The 20,045-nt window shown below is 42.5% G+C and carries 14 protein-coding genes and 1 pseudogene; all 15 read left to right on the top strand.

Annotated features, from left to right (window positions below):
* Positions 1-106: 106 nt before the first annotated feature.
* Positions 107-3,535 (top strand): DNA polymerase III subunit alpha, encoded by a 3,429-nt coding sequence (locus P9L93_02525; protein MDP8229958.1) that lies wholly within the window; start codon positions 107-109, stop codon positions 3,533-3,535.
* A gap of 357 nt (positions 3,536-3,892) precedes the next feature.
* Entirely contained in the window at positions 3,893-4,885 is a 993-nt protein-coding gene (locus P9L93_02520) for a hypothetical protein (GenBank protein MDP8229957.1), read from the top strand.
* A gap of 192 nt (positions 4,886-5,077) precedes the next feature.
* Entirely contained in the window at positions 5,078-5,350 is a 273-nt protein-coding gene (locus P9L93_02515; GenBank protein MDP8229956.1) for an HU family DNA-binding protein, read from the top strand.
* 68 nt (positions 5,351-5,418) lie between these two features.
* Positions 5,419-6,672: a histidine--tRNA ligase gene (gene hisS, locus P9L93_02510; protein MDP8229955.1), complete on the top strand. Its 1,254-nt coding sequence runs from the start codon at positions 5,419-5,421 to the stop codon at positions 6,670-6,672.
* Entirely contained in the window at positions 6,647-8,026 is a 1,380-nt protein-coding gene (gene aspS, locus P9L93_02505) for an aspartate--tRNA ligase (protein ID MDP8229954.1), read from the top strand. The genes hisS and aspS overlap by 26 nt, the downstream gene beginning before the upstream one ends.
* Positions 8,027-8,487: 461 nt before the next feature.
* A pseudogene (locus P9L93_02500) lies at positions 8,488-8,637 on the top strand (LysM peptidoglycan-binding domain-containing protein).
* 3 nt (positions 8,638-8,640) lie between these two features.
* The gene (locus tag P9L93_02495) at positions 8,641-10,815 is read left to right on the top strand and encodes an HDIG domain-containing protein (protein MDP8229953.1); all 2,175 of its coding nucleotides are present in this window, start codon (positions 8,641-8,643) and stop codon (positions 10,813-10,815) included.
* Positions 10,812-11,240, top strand: coding sequence for an rRNA maturation RNase YbeY (ybeY, locus tag P9L93_02490; GenBank protein ID MDP8229952.1), 429 nt, complete (start codon positions 10,812-10,814; stop codon positions 11,238-11,240). The genes P9L93_02495 and ybeY overlap by 4 nt, the downstream gene beginning before the upstream one ends.
* Complete coding sequence (locus P9L93_02485) at positions 11,237-11,938, top strand: diacylglycerol kinase (protein ID MDP8229951.1); 702 nt, start codon at positions 11,237-11,239, stop codon at positions 11,936-11,938. The genes ybeY and P9L93_02485 overlap by 4 nt, the downstream gene beginning before the upstream one ends.
* Positions 11,939-11,940: 2 nt before the next feature.
* Complete coding sequence (locus P9L93_02480) at positions 11,941-12,564, top strand: DUF502 domain-containing protein (GenBank protein MDP8229950.1); 624 nt, start codon at positions 11,941-11,943, stop codon at positions 12,562-12,564.
* 16 nt (positions 12,565-12,580) lie between these two features.
* Positions 12,581-13,219 carry a DNA repair protein RecO gene (gene recO / locus P9L93_02475; GenBank protein MDP8229949.1) on the top strand — a complete coding sequence of 213 codons (639 nt, stop codon included), beginning with the start codon at positions 12,581-12,583 and terminating at the stop codon, positions 13,217-13,219.
* Positions 13,220-13,367: 148 nt separating this feature from the next.
* Positions 13,368-14,213 (top strand): glycine--tRNA ligase subunit alpha, encoded by an 846-nt coding sequence (locus P9L93_02470; protein ID MDP8229948.1) that lies wholly within the window; start codon positions 13,368-13,370, stop codon positions 14,211-14,213.
* Between the two features lie 60 nt (positions 14,214-14,273).
* Positions 14,274-16,289, top strand: coding sequence for a glycine--tRNA ligase subunit beta (gene glyS, locus P9L93_02465; GenBank protein ID MDP8229947.1), 2,016 nt, complete (start codon positions 14,274-14,276; stop codon positions 16,287-16,289).
* Between the two features lie 152 nt (positions 16,290-16,441).
* Positions 16,442-19,123, top strand: coding sequence for a pyruvate, phosphate dikinase (gene ppdK / locus P9L93_02460; protein MDP8229946.1), 2,682 nt, complete (start codon positions 16,442-16,444; stop codon positions 19,121-19,123).
* Between the two features lie 99 nt (positions 19,124-19,222).
* Complete coding sequence (locus tag P9L93_02455) at positions 19,223-20,044, top strand: sigma-70 family RNA polymerase sigma factor (protein ID MDP8229945.1); 822 nt, start codon at positions 19,223-19,225, stop codon at positions 20,042-20,044.
* Position 20,045 lies beyond the last annotated feature (1 nt).

The following is a 20,045-nucleotide window of genomic DNA, read 5'->3' as shown; positions in this document are numbered from 1 at the left end:
AATCCCAAATAAATCCAAAATCCCAAACCCCAACACATGTTTGGGATTTTGAAATTGGGATTTATTTGGTAGTATTGGTATTATTGGGATTTGGGATTTTCTATTTATGCCTCATTCCGACTTCACACACCTCCATGTCCACACGCAGTACAGTCTCCTCGACGGAGCATGTCTAATAAAAAAACTCACTGATAGCGCAAGGCGTATGAAGATGCCTGCTGTTGCGATGACAGACCACGGCAACATGTTTGGCGCGATCGAATTCTATCAAAGCTGCATGCAGAATGGCGTAAAACCCATCATAGGGTGCGAGGTTTACGTAGCGCCAAAGAACCGGCTCGATAAGACTGTTTACGCCGGAGGCGAGACATCGAATCATCTTGTGCTTTTGGCAAAGGACGAGACCGGGTACAGGAACCTGATGAAACTCGTTACTATCGGCTACCTGGAAGGCTTTTACTATAAGCCGAGAATTGACAAAGAGATCTTGTCTAAATATTCAGAAGGCCTTATAGGGCTTTCAGCCTGTCTTAAAGGCGAGTGCGCGCAGCTTGCTATTAACAAAAAAGAGTCAAAAATAAAAGAGGTAGCAGGCCAGTACCGCGAAATTTTAGGTAAGGATAATTTCTATTTTGAGATCCAGAATAATTCCATCCCAGAACAGGAGATCGTAAATACCACCCTTATAAAGCTGGGCAGGTCCCTGGACATAGGGCTCGTTGCGACAAATGACGTGCATTACCTTAGTAAGGACAGCGCCAGGGCGCACGAGGCGCTTCTCTGTATCCAGACGCAGACTACCCTGGATGATCCAAAACACATGAAGCTGCAGACAGACCAGTTTTATTTTAAGCCGCCTGAAGAGATGAAGGCTCTTTTTAAAGATGTGCCTGAGGCGATCCAGAATACCATAAAGATAACAGAACGCTGTAATCTGGAACTGGATTTTTCAAAGACATATTTGCCGCACTATGTGGCGCCTGATGGTACGACACGCGAAAAATACCTTAAGGATCTTTGCGAGCAGGGCCTAAAAAAGAAATATCCTGGCGCATCGTCTGAGATAAGGCAAAGACTCGAATACGAAATGGATGTAATCAATAAGTCCGGGTATACGAGTTATTTTCTTATCACCAGGGATTTTGTGAGTTTTGCAAAAGAAAAGGGCATAGCAGTCGGGCCTGGCAGGGGTTCCGCGGCAGGAAGCATAGTAAGTTTCTGTCTCGGCATAACAGACATCGATCCATTGAAATACAATCTCCTTTTTGAAAGATTCTTGAATCGTGAGCGCGTTACCATGCCTGATATTGATATAGATTTTTGCTATGAGCGAAGGGGTGAGGTAATAGATTATGTTATAAAGAAATATGGCCAGGATAATGTAGCGCAGATCATAACATTTGGCACAATGGCAGCAAGGGGCGTCCTTAGGGATGTCGGCAGGGTAATGAATGTGCCTTACGCTGATGTAGACAAGATCGCCAAAATGGTTCCAATGGATCCGAATATTACGTTGGACCTGGCGCTTGAACAAGAGCCAGAGCTCAAAGGCCTTTACAAAAAAGATCCTATTATAAAAGAGCTTATTGATACATCGAGACATCTCGAAGGCCTTACACGCCACGCATCTACTCACGCCGCAGGTGTTGTGATAAGCGAGGATGTCCTATCAAACCACGTACCTCTTTTTAAGACAGGGGATGGTCAGATCTCAACAGGTTATGCCATGGGTTCGCTCGAAAAGATAGGTCTTTTAAAAATGGATTTTCTGGGCTTGAGGACGCTCACTGTTATCCAGGAGGCCATAAAGATAGTAAACAGGGTAAACAATATTAAATTAAATATCGAGGATATACCAATAGATGATTCAAAGACGTACAAGCTTTTTGGCCGCGCGCATACAATGGGCATATTCCAGTTAGAAAGTTCAGGCATGAGGGATCTTCTAAAGAAGTTAAAGCCTCAAGAGTTCGAGGATATTGTAGCGCTCTTGGCTCTTTATAGGCCTGGTCCTATAGGAAGCGGCATGCTTGATGATTTTATGAAACGAAAACACGGCGAAGTGGATGTAAGATACGATCATCCATTGCTCGAGTCTATCTTAAAGCCGACATACGGGATCATTGTGTATCAGGAACAGGTAATGATGATAGTTTCTAAGCTGGCAGGTTTTTCACTTGCCCAGGCGGATCTTCTACGCCGCGCGATAGGGAAGAAGACGCCTGAGATAATGGACCAGCAGCGCCGCGCGTTTATTGAAGGTGCTGTGAAGAATAAGATCGACAAGCGCATTGCTGAGAAGATCTTTAATTTCATAGAGCATTTTGCCGGGTATGGATTTAATAAGAGTCATTCTGCCGCGTACGCAATGATCTCCTACAGGACAGCGTTTTTAAAAGCGAATTACCCTGTTGAGTTCATGACCGCGCTTCTAACAAGCGAAAAAGATAATACGGACAAGATCGTTGAGTATATAAACGAGGCAGAAGAGATGGGCATGAAGATCCTGCCGCCTGATGTAAATGAGAGTTTTGCCAATTTTACAATGGTTGAAAAGAGCACCATACGTTTTGGCCTGGGTGCTGTTAAAAATGTGGGCCAGACTGCTATAAATTCTATTATCCAGGCAAGACAGGAGCACGGTGCCTTTAAGTCTTTGTGTGAATTTTGCGAGTACACGGATTCGCGCCTGGTAAATAAGAAGGTGATGGAGAGTCTTATAAAGTGCGGCGCGTTTGATAGCCTTGGTTTTAAAAGGGCTCAGCTCATGGTTATACTTTCCAGGGCAATGGACATAGCGAGCTCTATACAGAAGGAAAAATCATCTGGCCAGATGCTGCTTTTTAATGACAGAAAGATGCATGATGAGGCCCCAGATATAAAGGAATGGCCAGAGGGCCAGCTTCTTCATTTTGAAAAGGAGATGCTTGGATTTTACATAACAGGGCACCCGCTTGCCAAGTACGAGAGGGAGTTGAATGAATATTCAACAGCTAACAGTAGTGAACTCAGGGATCTAAAGGATGGCCAAAAGGTCTGGTTTGGCGGCATTATCAATAAGGTTAAGAGCACGGTCACGAAGCGCACTGGCGAGAGAATGGCTATTATGATGATAGAGGATCTGGAGGGCAAGGTCGAGGTCCTGGCTTTTCCAGCGTCGTACAAGAAGGTTTCAAAGTTTATCAGGCCTAATTTTGCTGTGTTTGTGAGCGGCAGGCTAAATCTCAGGGAGGACCGTCCTAAGATAATAGTCGAGGAGATCATTCCTATTGAGGAGGCACGCACACGCTTTACCCGGGCTATTTCCATTGATCTTATCTCGCTGGGCATGGAAGAGACTATGCTCGAGAGATTAAAGACTGTTTTTGCAAGACACAAAGGTACTACCCCTGTCTACCTAAATGTCTCCACCAAGAAGAACGGCGCCTACCGCATCCAGGTCGACAAGGACCTGTTCGTAAATGTCACCAACGACATGCTCACCGAACTAGAAGAATTCGTAAGCCGCGACCATATCAAATTTGAGAAAAACTAGGCTTTTGCATCACAGACAGGCTGGGGCCGTTCGGCACTGGAGAGATTTTGCCGTCCGCTACGGTTTACAGCTCGCCCCGTTCCAAATTCTAATCGATTCTCGATTTATTATCTGTAACTAACTGCGTACAATTTTGATATATTATTTGATAATCTTTAAGAATTTGGAACGGGGCTCGCTGTAAATCCTTGCGGACTTTTGCCAAAATCTTCCTAATGTGCCTCAGACCCCAGCCTGCCTGTGATGCAAAAAGCTAAGGGTAGGAGGACATTAAAATCGTTGCGTAGCTGCTATTTATATGCTATAATTATCAATAACTAACAGAATTCCTGCGAAGCAGGATTTTTTAGGTGGATTATGAAGGAGATTGGAAAAGGGAATAACTTAAGAATCACAATTGCGCTGGTAGGCATATTATATATGGCTAATAGCTCTCTGTATGCTTCTGACATAGTCCATCTCAGAAAACCTCTATCTTCAAATTTAAAATTAGATAAAGATAGAGCGGCAAATTTCAATGAACAAATTATCTCCAATAGTTTCGCGGCTCAAGACAGACTTAATAAAAAATTAAAAGAGATTATTTCTATGGAAACCAACTACGACAATCTAATCCCTAATTGGATCTCTAGGCTCGAGGTGCTTAATTTTATAGAGGTGCTAAAAGGGAATTTACTATATTTTTCTTGGGGGAATGATTATTTCCCTTCATATTTTACTATGACTTTTGGTTTAAATGTTAAAAATGGAATAGGTGTTACGGTCAAAAATATGCAGTTGTTGGAAAAAGAAGCTATTGGTAGAGGTTTGCCAAAAATGTATTGGAATATGAAAAAAAAATATAAAGTGTTTACAAGAAACAACTTTAGTTATAAGTCGTATTTTCCTAAAATTAAAAAAGCGGGCGGAGTCGATGTTCTGCTAATAAAAGGATTAACGGCTTGGGCGGAACATCATAAAGCATTCCCAGACGCAGAGTTGTTTAAATGGAGCAAGTCTGCCCAGAAAACAGAATTCGAGAAACGGCTTAACAGTAGTATTAAAGATTTAATAAAAAAGACAAGCGAGGAATTGCTCAAAAGCGGAGGTTTTATTATTGTTGCCCATGAAAGAGATGATTTATTGCTTTCAGATTTTATTATGAAAGAATTAGGATATTTAGATTATTTAGCGCAACCAACTTTTAAAAAGGTCAGAGACGTTTTATCTACAGGAAAAAGCATCCAGAGCCGTTTTTATGACGATGTAGCATTAGTTTTAGGAAAAGTGCCAATTAGAGTTTTTCAAAAGCCCCATAGTTTTAATTTAAAAGAAAAAGTCCATTCTGTCGTAATTCCTGTAAATTTGTGATATAGGATAAATATCTAAATAAATATCTAACCTGGTTAGATTTTGCCAGGTTAGCCGTACAAATGCGAAACCTTCCGTAACCTTCGTAACCTCCACAAGTTATATTAATAAAACATTCTTGACATCATAATTGGAAACTGTTACACTACCCCTTGTAATTAAACTAGATACGATAACATAAGGAGGTTTTGTATGACCAAGAAAGATATCGTTGTAAAGATCTCGAATGAGACTGATGTTAAGCAGATTGATGTTAAGCAGGTTGTGCAGATGACGTTTGATATTATAATCGACTCGCTTGCGCAGGGGAAGAAGATCGAGCTCAGGAATTTCGGCGTATTTAAGACTAAGTCGAGAAAAGGCCGCATGGGGCGCAATCCCAGGACAGGCCAGCAGGTACCTGTGGCACCGAAAAAAGTAGCAATATTCAAACCCGGCCTTGTGATGAAGGCAAAGGTGAAATAACTAAAAAACTAAGGTCCAGCCTCGGCTTTTTGTTACTAAAAAGCCGAGGCTGGACCTTGGATATTTATATGCTAAAAGCCCTACGCGGTACCAAAGATATATTACCCAGTGAAATCAGTCTCTGGCAATGTATAGAGAAATCTGCCAGGGATATATTTGCTATATATGGATATAAAGAGATAAGGACGCCTATCATAGAGGAGGCGTCTCTTTTTATTAGGAGCATAGGCGATGCCACTGATATAGTCCAGAAGGAGATGTATGTATTTACTGACAGGGGCGGCAGAAATATTGCATTGAGGCCAGAGGCAACAGCATCTATTGTTCGGGCATACATAGAAAATTCCATGGCGCAGAAAGAGGCCCTTTCGAAATTATTTTATATAGGACCCATGTTCAGGAGTGAGCGTCCGCAAAAAGGCAGACAGCGCCAGTTTTATCAGCTGGGCGTAGAGGCGATTGGCTCAGATAACGCGTTTATTGATGTGGAGGTCATTTCGCTCGCAGCAGGGTTCTTGAAAAAAATAGGCATAACTGATTTTGTTTTAAAGATAAACACCCTGGGTTGCGACAAGGATAAAAAAGAGATAATAGAAAAATACAGAAAGGCTGTCAAACCGCACCTAAAGTCTCTCTGTAGTGAGTGCAACCAGCGTTACACTAAGAATGTCCTAAGGATATTTGACTGCAAGAATCCAGACTGCGGAAGGATCGTTGAAAAGATCGAGGTCTCAGATTCATTGTGTAAGGATTGTTCCAGCCATTTCGAGACTGTAAAAAAAGGATTAAAGGATCTCAAAATAGATTTTGAAATAGATAAAAGAATAGTACGTGGCCTGGATTATTACACAAAGACTGTATTTGAGATAGTGCAAAAGGATCTTGGCGCAAAGGACGCGATCTGCGCAGGCGGCAGATACAATAACCTGGTAAAAGACATGGGCGGCAAGGATATGCCTGCAATAGGATTCGCGTTTGGCATTGAAAGATTGATTATGGCCATGAAAAAAGACAATGAAGGTAAATCCGCGCTTGATATCTTTATAGCAACTGCTGGCAACACACGCCAAAAGGCCTTTATATTTATGGATGAATTAAGGCGCAAAGGTCTTTCGTGCAACATGGATTACGAGGATAAATCTCTAAAGGCACAGATGAGGCGAGCAGAAAAACTCGGCGCGAGATTTGTTATTATCTTTGGTGAAGAAGAATTAAAAAACAAAAAGATCGTGCTACGAGATATGGAGCTTAAACAGCAACAAGAGGTATATCTGAATGAAATAGAAAGGATAATCAATGAAGCGGACACACACCTGCGGTGAATTGACAGCAAAGGATATGGGTAAAGAGGCAACGCTTCTTGGCTGGGTGTATAAGAGGCGGGACCATGGGAAGATCATATTTGTGGATATAAGAGACCGTTCTGGCTTTACGCAGATCGTGTTTTTTAAAAATAAAAAAGCAGAGGAGCTTCGCAGCGAGTACGTGATAGCTGTAAAGGGTAAGGTGCAGAAAAGGCCCAAGGGCACTGATAACCCAAAGATAGTAACAGGCGAGGTAGAGCTTGGAGTGGAAGAGCTTGAAATAATAAATCCATCCAAGACACCTCCTTTTGAACTTGATGAGATGACAGATATCTCAGAGGAAGTCAGGCTTAAGTATAGATACATCGATCTGAGAAGGCCTGAGGTCCAGAAGAGATTATTTTTGCGTCACAAGGTATGTAAATCAATGAGGGATTTTCTGGATAAGGACGGGTTTATAGAGGTAGAAACGCCTATTCTTACCAAATCCACGCCAGAAGGCGCAAGGGATTTTCTGGTACCTTCTAGGTTGAGCCTGAGTAAGTTTTTCGCGCTTCCGCAGTCACCACAGCTTTTCAAGCAGCTCTTGATGGTGTCTGGTTTTGAGAAATATTTTCAGATAGCAAAGTGCTTTAGGGATGAGGATCTTCGCGCGGACAGGCAGCCGGAATTTACCCAGCTGGACATGGAGATGTCTTTTATAGATGAAGATGATCTCTTTAATGTTGCAGAGAAAATGTTTTATCATGTATTCAAGGAGGTCTTAGGCATAGAACTAAAGATCCCTTTTCCCAGGATCAGTCATAAAGAGGCAATGGAAAAATACAAGACAGATAAGCCTGATCTGCGAAAAGACGGCAAGGGGTTTGAGTTTCTGTGGGTTTTAAACTTCCCGCTTTTTAAATATAATGACGAAGAAAAGCGATGGGATATGGAGCACCATCCTTTTACATCACCTGTGTCAGAAGATATAGATCTGATAGAGTCAGCTCCTGATAAGGTGGGCTCAAGGGCCTATGACCTGGTTATAAATGGCGTGGAAATAGCCAGTGGCAGTATAAGGATCCACAATAGGGAATTACAAGAGAAAATTTTTCAGCGCATAGGCCTGGATGCAGCGCACGCGAAAGAGAGATTCGGATTTTTGCTCGAGGCGTTCAGTTATGGCGCGCCTCCGCATGGCGGCATTGCATTTGGTCTTGACAGGCTTCTTTCATTGATATGTGGGGTCGAGAGCATAAGAGAGGTCATTGCATTCCCAAAGACACAAAAGGCCTCTTGCCCAATGACAGATGCGCCATCGTCAGTAGATGCAAAACAGCTGAGGGAATTAGGAATTAAACTAGCAACTAAAACAAAGGAGGCTATATGAAAAAGTTTATAGCTTACAGTTTACTTTTTGCAGCTTTAGTGGTGTCTGGCTGTGTGGCAAGAGTAACGTCTTACGAGGCAGATAGGGTTGATCAAGAACTTAATGGTAACAGAGGTATAATCGGGGGTAAGGTTTCAGACATGCCTGAGGTGGAAAGAAAAAAGACCAAAAAGATGTACAATCTTGAGATAGAACTTCCTTCAAGGAGAGATAAGAAATCAGCGCGTAAAGATGTGGCGATTGAAGGAAACAGAGGGTATTTGGCAGGGAAAGAATCTCCTAAAGAGGCAACTGCTCCTGCAAAGAAAGAAACAGGAAGAAAAGGACTGTTCCCTTTTACCAGATCAAGTAAACCGCAAGTAATTTACCAACCGTCTGCAAGCTCAGATAATAAATATGGAAAGGAAAAAGGTAGTGGCACTATAGGAGAAGGAAAAGTAGAGACAGGGGAAAGGATATACACAGTAGAGAAGGGAGATACACTTCAAAAGATATCAGACAAGGCATATGGCACCACAAAGAAATGGAAGAAGATTTTCGAAGCCAACAAAAATATTTTAGAAAGTCCTGATAATATCAAGCCAGGGCAGGAATTGGTAATTCCTGAATAACTTATGAAAAAAATCCTTAATAGTAAGAAGAAAAGTAATTCACATGCATTATCCCATACCATCATCGCGGTATTAACGTGTCTTTTAATGGTGACGATCATACAGTGGGACAGGGGACTTTTTAAGGCAGAGTTTCGCGAGGGCGACATAGCGCTGAGCTCTATTTACGCGCCATATGATTTTAATATAAAAGGAGAGGTAAATACCAGGGCTACGGATATCGCAAGAAAAAAGGCCGCGGATTCAGTATTGCCCATTTATATCTTTGACGCTGGAGTGCAGCAGAATGTCTTGAATAAGGCCAAGGCTATCGTGGACTCAGTCTCGCTTTTAAAGACAGAACCTGATTTGGCGGATGAAGAAAAAAAGACAAAGGTCGCAGCAGTTTCAGCTGATTATAATATCTCAGAGGCACTTACAACTAGCATCCTGGAACTAAAGGATCACGAGATGTTTTACGACTCAGTAAAGGATGCAATAGAGCGCCTTATGTTAAAAGGCATAATCTCTGCTTCAGAGCGTTCTATGCTCGTGGAGAACGAGATAAAAAGAATAAAGGTGCTAGATAAAATCGAGGACACTGAAAGCACGGCATGGGTAGAAGATTTTTTTACGCTGGGAGATCTAAAGGAAAACATGGAGGATTTTTCTTCAGGCATAAGAGGCAGAAAAGAGCGTTCAGCTGCCAATGATTTTATGAAAGCCATTTTGAGCACAAATATAATATATGATGAAGAAAAGACAGCAGCAGAAAAAGATGAACTTGCCCAGAAAATAAACCCTATTCGCAATACAATAGAGGTAAAGAAGAATGAGATGATATTGAACAAGGGTGAGCGTATTGGCAAGGATCATATAGTGAAGTTAAAAGGCATAGAGCAGAATGAGTCCATGGCAATGAAAATAGGAGGGCTCTTCGGGATACTGCTACTGGTCGGGCTTTTCATGCTTATCGTAGTGCTCTATGTAAAATTTTACGAACCTATTTTTATAGCAGCAAATAAAGAGCTGGTTTTGCTTTCCGTAGTGTCTTTTCTGATCTTAGTAGCGGCAAAGATCATAGTGATGTCTCCCTGGCCAAGTAATCTCGTGCCTGTGGCAGTGGCTTCAATGCTTATAGCCATCTTAATAAACAGCCGCATGGCAATGATAGCTACTTGTTTTTTAAGTATACTAGTTGGCATGATCGCTGGAAATATTCTGGATATCGCAGGCGTTTCTCTTGTCGGAGGCATGGTCGGTATATTTGCGATGAAGGGCGTAAGGCGCAGGTCACAGGTCATGACAGCTGGCCTGTGTGTTGGTTTTGCGAACGTGAGTTATCTTATCGGTATGGGTCTTGTAAGAGGGTTGGATTTTAATACATACATCACACAGGCGCTTTTTGGGCTTACAAATGGCATAATGTCTGCGGTTATTGTGACAGGCATACTACCTGTATTTGAAAACATCTTTAAGATCACGACAGATATAAGCCTTCTCGAGTTAGCGGATCTAAACCATCCGCTTTTAAAAGAGATGGTAATGAAGGCGCCAGGCACTTATCATCACAGCCTTGTTGTTGGAAATCTTGCAGAGGCGGCCTGTGAGGCAATAGGCGCTAATCCGCTTCTTGCCAGGGTCAGTTCATATTTTCACGACATAGGCAAGATCGAAAAGGCATCATATTTTAGTGAGAATCAATCCAGCGAGGGTTCAGCGCACGATAAACTTTCGCCCACCATGAGCAGTCTCATAATCACCAACCATGTTAAAAATGGCGTGGAGTTGGCACAGAAACACAAGCTCAATAAAAAGATCATTGATATCATCAGGCAGCATCATGGCACAGGCCTTGTTTTTTATTTCTTTAAGAGGGCACTGGAAAAGGTGACAGACGAGGATGTAGGAGAACAGTCTTTCAGGTATCCTGGACCAAAACCACAGACAAAGGAAGCAGCATGCGTGCTTCTGGCTGATTCAGTTGAGGCAGGATCGCGTGCACTGGATAATCCTACACCGTCCAGGATAAAAGGCCTGGTGAAAAAGATCATAAATAATAAATTTATTGACGGTCAGTTGGACGAATGCGATCTGACGCTCAAGAATCTGGAAAGAATCGCAGAAGTTTTCATGCATATACTCACAGGAATATTTCACACGCGCGTGGAATATCCTGATGGACCCGAGAAAGAATGAAGGTAGATATCCGAGATTTACAAGCCAGGGTAAAGATCGACACTAAAAAGATAGTCCAGCGCGCTGAAGCTGTATTAAAGAAGATGGGCGAAGATAAAGGGGAGCTGAGTCTTTTATTCGTGGCAGATTCTTATATCAGGCAGTTAAACTCAAAGTATCGTGATGTAGATTCCAAAACAGATGTTTTGGCCTTTTCAATGAGAGAGGGGTATGGATTGCCAAAGGAAAGCCCCATTTTAGGAGATGTGGTCATATCTACTGAGACTGCGAAAAGAGAGGCCAAGAAAAGAGGAGTTTCCATACAAAGCGAGATAGAGTTATATCTTATTCACGGGATATTGCATCTCTTGGGTTACAAAGATGAACGGACGAGTGATAGAAAAAAGATGAGAGCTAAGGAAAAAGAGTTGCTGGGGGTCAGGTGAAACGGCAGAATCTGGTAGAGAGTTTTAATTCCGCTATAGAGGGTTTTGTATTTGTTTTTAAGAGCCAGCGCAATATGAGACTGCATTTCGCGATCGGCATTACAGCGATTATTCTTGGGATATTTTTAAATTTTACATACATAGAACTGATAATCCTTTGCCTTACCATAGCGTTTGTCCTGTTTGCCGAGATGTTTAATACGGCAATAGAACACACCATAGACTTGGTCAAAGAAGAGTTTCATCCTCTTGCAAGGATCGTAAAGGATATATGCGCAGGCGCGGTCTTATTGAGCGCGTTAGCAGCTGTAGTTGTCGGCTACATGCTGTTTGTCTCAAAGGCGGGTATCAGGATAGAGGACAATATAATAAAAATAAAGGAATCCAGTTGGCATATCAGTTTTATAGTTTTATTAACAATCCTGGGGTTTGTGGTTTTAAGCAAGGTCTTGTTCCGCAGCGGCACGCCGCTAAGAGGGGGCATGCCAAGCGGTCACAGCGCAATAGCATTTTCCATCTGGACCATAATCTCACTACTGTATCCAAATAGCATTGTAATCTTTCTTGTATTTATTCTTTCGTTTCTTGTGTCCAGAAGCAGGGTCAGGGATGGTGTCCACTCGGCCCTAGAGGTCTTTACAGGCGCGCTAGTAGGCATTTTCATAACGCTATTGATCTTTCAGTTTTTAAGGAGATAACCATGCTTTCTAAGATTAGGGCGAATTTTTTCACAGGCCTCTTGATCGTAGTACCACTGGTGCTTACTTTTTGGGTGCTCTATTTCATAATAGATAGATTTACTTTTCTACTCTCACCCATAACCAATGTTTTAGAAAGGTTTGTCCCGGCAGCTCAGAATATAGAGGTCTTTACCAATATAATAATCTTTATCTTATTATTGGTTTTCTTGACCCTGGTGGGTTTTGCCGCGAGGATAATAGTATTGAGGAACATCTTTGGTTTTGGCGAGAGGATCCTGTATAAGGTGCCGATGATCAGCGTGATCTACAGGACCATAAAAGAGATATGGTCTGCTCTTTTTATTCATAAAAATACTATTTTTCAGAGAGTAGTTTTAATAGAATACCCAAGAAAGGGCGTGTATCAGTTGGGTTTTGTGGTTTCAGGGACAAAGGGTGAGGTCCAGCAAAAGACAAAAAACACTCTTTTAAATATATTTGTGCCGACCACTCCAAATCCCACCTCTGGCATGCTGGTATTTGTTCCGCAAGAAGAGACTGTATCTTTGGATATGTCTGTGGCTGAGGCAATGAAGATGATCGTCTCGGGCGGCGCGATCGTCCCTAAAACACAGATGTATTAGCGAGCAAAGCGAGCTAATGATACAAAAGACAGACGCAATACTATTAAGGAAAAAAGATCTTAGAGAGACTAGCCTTATACTCAGTTATTTTACTAGAGATTTTGGTAAGGTAAACGGCGTTTTAAAAGGCGCGCGAGGCAACCGCGCCAGGAGCAGCGTAAATCCGCTATTCTTCAGTCTTGACCAGATAGTCTTTTACGAAAAAAAGAAGAGTGATCTTTTCATTATCTCTCAGTGCGATGCGCAGGAGATCTTTTTTAATATCCTTAAGGATTGGGACAGGGCCTCGATCGCATATTATTTATTAGAACTTATAGATGTGTTTACAGAACCAGGCGGAGAGGATAGCGGGATATTCGAAACGCTCTTAAATGGCCTGAGGTCACTGGAACACAAGAAAGAGCCAGGCGTAATAGCAAGACTTTTTGAGGTAAAATTTTTGCTCGGACTCGGGCTTTGGCCAGGCTCTAGCTCTTTTAAGCTGACCAAGGGCGCAGTGTCCACATTGGCGTGCTTTGAAAGAGAGGCATGGCAGGTCTCTTCCAAGATAAAACTGACGCGCGAAGTAGGAAATGATATAAAAAAGGTGACAGCTAAGATAATAGCGGATAATCTGGATAGGCCGCTTAAGACGGCAAAAATGCTTGCTGCATGATAATAGGGAGGTTACGGAATGTTACGGAATGTTAGAGAAGGTTACGAAAGGTTACAACAGCTATGGATTTCAAACTTTTTGACAACCTTCCGCAACATTCCGAAACCTTCCGAAACCTTCGTAACCTCCACAGCAATAAAGGTGACTCATGAGAAAACTCACATTTGTCGAAGTAATCGAAAGACTGAATAAATTCTGGCAGAAGCAAGGTTGCGTGATAGTGCAGCCGCTTGATACAGAGGTGGGCGCAGGCACTTTTCATCCAGCTACGTTTTTCAAATCGCTTGGCAAGGATAAATGGCGTACCGCATATGTGCAGCCTTCAAGGCGACCTACTGACGGCAGGTACGCGGATAATCCGTTGCGCATGCAGCATTATTATCAATATCAGGTGCTGGTAAAACCAAACCCGAGAGATATAAAAAAGCTTTATCTGGAGAGCCTCAAGGTCCTGGGCGTGGATCTAAAGGCGCACGAGATCAGGTTCGTGGAAGACGATTGGGAATCACCTACACTTGGCGCGTCTGGACTGGGCTGGGAGGTGTGGCTGGACAGCCTCGAGATAACACAGTTTACGTATTTTCAGCAGATAGGCGGTATAGAGGTAGACCATGTCTCCTGCGAGATCACGTACGGCCTGGAACGCATAGTAATGTTTATACAGAATAAGTTCAATGTCTTTGATCTAGAATGGCAGCCAGGCGTAAAATACGGAGACTTGCACAAGAAACACGAGATAGAATATTCTAAATATAATTTTGACGAAGCAGATATAGATATGCATCTAAAAGGTTTTGAATCTTTTGAGAAAGAGGCAAAGGCCCTGCTGGAGAAAAAATTGGTCTACCCGGCATATAGTTTTGTCTTAAAGGCATCACATGCCTTTAATATACTTGATGCCCGCGGCGCTGTAAGCCAGAGCGAACGCCCACGCTACATAGGCAGGATCCGTTCTTTAGCCAAGAAATGCGCGGAGTTGTATCTCAAAATCTGAGGCCGGACCTCGGCTTTTGGCAAGCCAAAAGCCGAGGTCCGGCCTCGAACACACGAACCTATGAAGAAGAATTTTTTGTTAGAGATAAATGTGGAGGAGTTGCCGGCAGGCTATGTAAGGGGAGCTTTAGATAGTCTATGCAGTGATTTTCATTTAGAGCTAACCAAGTTAGGCATAGCTTTTGACCATAACCTCACAGTAAATTTAGGTACAAAGAACTCATTGATTTGCTATATAAAAGATATGGATGTGTGCCAGAAGGAAAGCTCCAAGGAAATTCTAGGCCCACCTAAAAGAATAGCCTTTGACGACAACGGTAACCCTACAAAGCAAGCTATTGGTTTTGCAAAAAATCAGGGTGTGAAAATAGAGGATTTGAAAATCAAAGAGACCCCAAAAGGCGAATATGTAGTTGTTGAGAAAAAAGAAAAAGCCCGCAATACAAAAGATATTCTTAAAGAAATAACCCCGCGCATTATAAGGAATATCTATTTTCCAAAGACAATGAGATGGGATGATTCTGGTTTGCGTTTTGCAAGGCCGATAGAGTCAGTCTTGGCATTATTCGGCAAAGAGCATTTAGATATAAGACTCGGAAACATCCCCTCAGCGAAAGACCTAAAGAAAATAAAATTATCTGATTCAGACAAAAGAAAGACTGAGATAAAAAGATTGATCCTGCGCGAGACAAAGAAACTCAGGGCAGATCAATGCGTTGATGAAGCGCTCCTGGAAGAGATAACGTTTATGGTGAATTCCCCCACGGTATTCAGCGGAGAATTTGACAAGAAATTTCTGGCATTGCCAGAAGATGTGCTCAGGGCCAGCATGGCAAAACATCAGAGGATATTTCCTGTTGTGAAAAAAGATAGACTCACAAACAGGTTTATCGCTGTAATAGACGGCAGCGGCAGGAACATAAGGCTGGTTAGAAGAAATTATGAAAATATCTTAGAGGCAAAACTAAAGGATAGCCTGTTTTTCTTCGACGAGGATATAAAAAGAAGCCTCTCGGATAATATCCCTCAATTAAAAGACTTGATTTTTCACAAGGATTTAGGTAATATGTTCGAAAAAATCGAACGCCTGAAAGTACTTTGCGTTTTTATCTGCGACAGATTAAACGTAGACAGTTCTTTGAAAAAGAATATAGAAAAATCAGCCGAGCTTTCAAAAGTAGATCTTGTCACTCACATGGTGGGCGAGTTTCCTAGCCTGCAGGGTGTGATGGGAAGAGAATATGCATTGAGAAACAAAGAAGAAAAAGATATTGCGCTAGCCATAGGCGAGCAGTATCTTCCTCAGGGCCTGGAAGATGACTTGCCTAAGACAAAACAGGGCGCGATCCTCGCGATCAGCGATAAGATAGATAATGTGGTTGGTTTTTTAGGAGTAACCAAGGAAGTAAGCGGAAGTTTTGATCCGTTTGGTATAAGAAGAAACGCGCTAGGCCTTATTCGCATTGTAAAAGATCAGTCTCTGAGATTTGAAATAGTAGAGCTAGTAGAAAAAGCAATTCAGCTATACGGTAACAAATTAAAGACTTCAAAAGAGAAGGTCGCTGATTATATAAAGGATAGGGTGGAGTTTTTAATGGGAGACATAAGGCCCATTGAATTAAAAAGGGCAGTACTGGACTCAGGGCGTTCTGACATAGTTGATATATTTAATAGAATCGAGGCATTGAGTTCTGTGGCTAACGAGAGGTATTTTTTAGAAGCAGCAAAGGTCGTAGAGCGTACGAGCAATATCTTAAAAGGTGCAAAGAATGAAAAAATCAGCGAAGTGAATAAAGGGCTTTTCAAGGAAAAATTAGAGCAAGATGTTTGGCAGGCATATTTAGATTCGAAAGATAAGATAAGCGCGCTAATTGATAAAGAAGAATACGTAGAGGCGACCAAGAAATATGCCCAGGCATTTTACAGGGCATTGCATGATTTTTTTGACAATGTAATGGTGAATGATAAAGATAGGTCGTTGCGACTTAATCGCCTGGCAATGATGAAGGCGATCAACAGGTTATACACAGAACGTATTGCGGACTTGGCATTACTGCCACAGATACTAGTGAGATGAAAAATCCAAAATCCAAATACTACCAAATCCCAAATAAATCCAAAATCCCAAATCCAAAACCATGTTTGGGATTTTGAAATTGGGATTTATTTGGTAGTATTGGTAGTATTGGGATTTTTCTAACATAAATTAGATAGAAAGGGGTTTAAAGCATGAGCAAGATGGTGTACTTTTTTGGCAAAGGAAAAGCAGACGGAAATACAAAGATGAAAACGCTTCTCGGAGGTAAAGGTGCTAACCTCGCAGAGATGACAAATATAGGAGTTCCAGTTCCTCCTGGATTTACTATTTCAACAGAGGTGTGCGATTATTATTATAAGCACGGCAAAAAATATCCTGCTGATCTTCAGAAGCAGATCGACGCAAATATCATAAAGCTTGAAAAGGTAATGGACGCGAAGCTCGGCGACATCAACAACCCGCTTTTAGTATCAGTGAGGAGCGGCGCTGCTGTTTCCATGCCTGGCATGATGAATACAGTCCTTAACCTGGGCCTAAATGATCAGACTGTTGTAGGCCTGGCTAAAAAGACCAAGAACGAATGCCTTGCATGGGATGCGTATAGAAGGTTTATTGATATGTTCGGTGATGTGGTGATGGGCGTTGACCATGAGCATTTTGAAGAAAAGATCCATGCCCTGAAAAAGAAATACAGAGTAAAACTGGACAATGAGCTTACAGCAGGTCAGTTAAAGGAATTAGTCGGAGAATATAAAAAGGTGTATGAGAAACATGTCAAAAAACCTTTTCCAAATAATGCCAAGGATCAGCTGATGGCTACTGTAAAGGCGGTATTCGGATCATGGAATACAGAAAGGGCTGTAGTTTACAGGAGGATCAACAGGATCACCGGACTTTTCGGAACAGCTGTAAATGTCCAGGCAATGGTATTCGGTAACATGGGCAATACTTCAGGCACAGGCGTTGCCTTTACGCGTAACCCATCTACTGGCGAGGATAAATTTTTCGGGGAGTTTCTTATAAATGCGCAGGGCGAAGACGTCGTGGCTGGCATAAGGACGCCAGAGCCAATCAGCGACTTGAAAAAAGAAATGCCAAAAGTTTACAAAGAGCTCGATGCTATCAGGTATAAGCTAGAGAGGCATTATAAGGATATACAGGACGTGGAATTCACTATCCAGGAAGGCACGCTTTACATGCTGCAGACGCGCACTGGCAAACGTACAGGCCTGGCAGCTGTAAAGATAGCGTACGACATGGTAAAAGAAAAAATGATCAGCCCTAAAGAAGCCATTATGAGGATAGAGGGGGATCAGCTCAATCAGCTTCTTTTCCCTATATTTGAACCCAAGGCAAAATCCAATGCTACTGTAGTTGCTAAAGGCCTTCCTGCTGGTCCTGGCGCAGCATCAGCCCAGGTAGTATTTACTGCAAGGGATGCTGAAGTATGGAAGAGTAAAGGCAAAAAGGTTATCCTGGTCAGGCACGAGACATCTCCTGAAGATGTCGCGGGTATGCATGCCGCAGTAGGGATATTGACATCAACTGGAGGCATGACTTCTCATGCTGCTGTTGTTGCCAGGGGCTGGGGAAAATGCTGTATAGCTGGATGCAGCGCGTTAAATATTGATTATACAAAGAAAGAGATAAGGGTTGCTGGAAAGACGATAAAGGAAGGTGATTTTATTTCTCTGGATGGTTCGACTGGGGAAGTCATGCTGGGAGATATCAAGGTTTCCTCGAGTCCTGTTATTGCAGGAGTAGTAGAAGAAAACTCCTCAGCAAAGAAGAGCGAAATTTATAAAATGTTCAACCAGATCATGGAATGGGCTGATAAGTATCGCAAGATAAATGTGCGCACGAATTCAGATACACCAAGGGATTCTCTGGCTGCGCGCAGGCTTGGCGCTGAAGGCATAGGCCTTACCAGGACAGAGCATATGTTTTTTGAAGGCGAAAGGATATGGGCTGTCAGGGAGTTTATTCTTGCCCAGGACAAAGAGGCAAGGGAAAAGGCGCTTAAGAAACTGTTGCCTTTTCAGAGAAAGGATTTTGAGGGCATATTTAAGGAGATGGATGGATTGCCTGTTACTATAAGGTTACTGGATCCACCGCTACATGAATTCCTGCCGAACAATGAGTCAGGCATAAAGGAAATGGCAAGGAGATTAAAGCAAACACCTGCCAGGATAAAAGATCTTGTTAAGAGCCTGCATGAGATGAATCCTATGCTGGGTCATCGTGGATGTAGGCTATCTGTCACATATCCTGAGCTCTGCGTCATGCAGACAAGGGCGATCATGGAGGCAGCCTGCAATATGGCAAAAAAAGGCATAAAAGTCTTGCCCGAGATAATGATACCTCTGGTGGGGACAAAGGCGGAGTTTGATTTTCTTGAACCTATTGTCCGCGAAACAGCCAAGGCAGTAATTAAAAAGGCAAAAAAGAAAGTAAATTATCTTGTAGGTACGATGATAGAGATCCCGCGCGCGGCATTAATAGCTGATAAGATCGCTGAAAAGGCAGAGTTCTTCTCATTCGGCACAAACGATCTGACTCAGATGACGTTTGGTTACAGCCGTGATGACGCAGGTGTATTTTTGCCGGACTATATAAACAAAAAGATCTTGCCTGAGGATCCTTTTCAATCAGTCGATCAGGAAGGCGTAGGTTCTCTTATTAAGATGGGCATCAAGCTCGGAAGAGAAGCTCGCAAGAAACTCAAGATCGGTATCTGCGGAGAGCACGGCGGAGAGCCAAGATCAGTTAAGTTCTGTCATAACGTTGGCATGAACTACGTGAGCTGTTCTCCTTACAGGGTGCCTATCGCAAGGCTAGCAGCTGCTCAAGCAGCCTTGCTTAACGGGAAATAACGTATCTTGTGTAATGTGTAAGGTAATTGGGGTTGCTTGGTTTCATTACACATTAAACATTACACATTACACAAACGTCGAAAGCAAGAGAGGTACACAGTGGATGCAATAAAACTTTATTTGAGGGCGATCAAGGATATACCTCTTCTTACTCCTGAAGGAGAACAATCTGTTGCGCGTAAAGTCAAGAGAGGCGATGCCAAGGCGCGCAGGAAAATGATCCAGTCTAATTTGAGGCTCGTGATTAATATTGCTAAGCGATACTCAAAGCTGGGTGTTCCAATGATGGACCTTATAGAGGAGGGAAATCTTGGCCTTATTAAGGCAGTTAAAAAATTCAACCCTCATAGAGGTTACAGGTTCAGCACATATGGTGCTTGGTGGATAAAGCAATACATAACGCGTGCCATTGCGAATCAGGGCAAGACAATAAGGATACCTGTTTACATGACAGAGATAATAAACAGGTGGAAAAGAATAACTGAACAGCTGACCCAGAAATACGGCAGGCGGCCCAAGGTAAAAGAGGTTGCAAAAAAGATGCGGCTTCCGATGAAAAAGGTAAGAGAGATAAGTGAGATAGCCACAAAGATCTCTTCGCTGGACGCGCCTATCGGTGATGATGGCACAGGGCAGTTCATGGATCTTATACAGGATGAGACAAGCACATCTCCTATGGAGAACATAACAGAAAAATTACGCCGAGAAAGAGTCGAGAGCCTGTTGAGCCGCATGAATGACAGAGAGAAGAAGATACTGGGTTTGCGTTTTGGTTTGAATGACGGCACTACTCATACGCTTGGCGAGGCAGCAAAGGTCTTTGGCATAACGCGTGAAAGAGTCAGGCAGATCGAAAGCGCTGCGTTGGAAAAATTAAGAATATATATTATCCAACAAAGCGGCGAGTTAGGAGAGTACTAAC

It is taken from the genome of Candidatus Gorgyraea atricola, assembly GCA_030765235.1.
Lineage (GTDB): Bacteria > Omnitrophota > Gorgyraeia > Gorgyraeales > Gorgyraeaceae > Gorgyraea > Gorgyraea atricola.
This window is presented reverse-complemented; position numbering and strand designations above follow the sequence as displayed.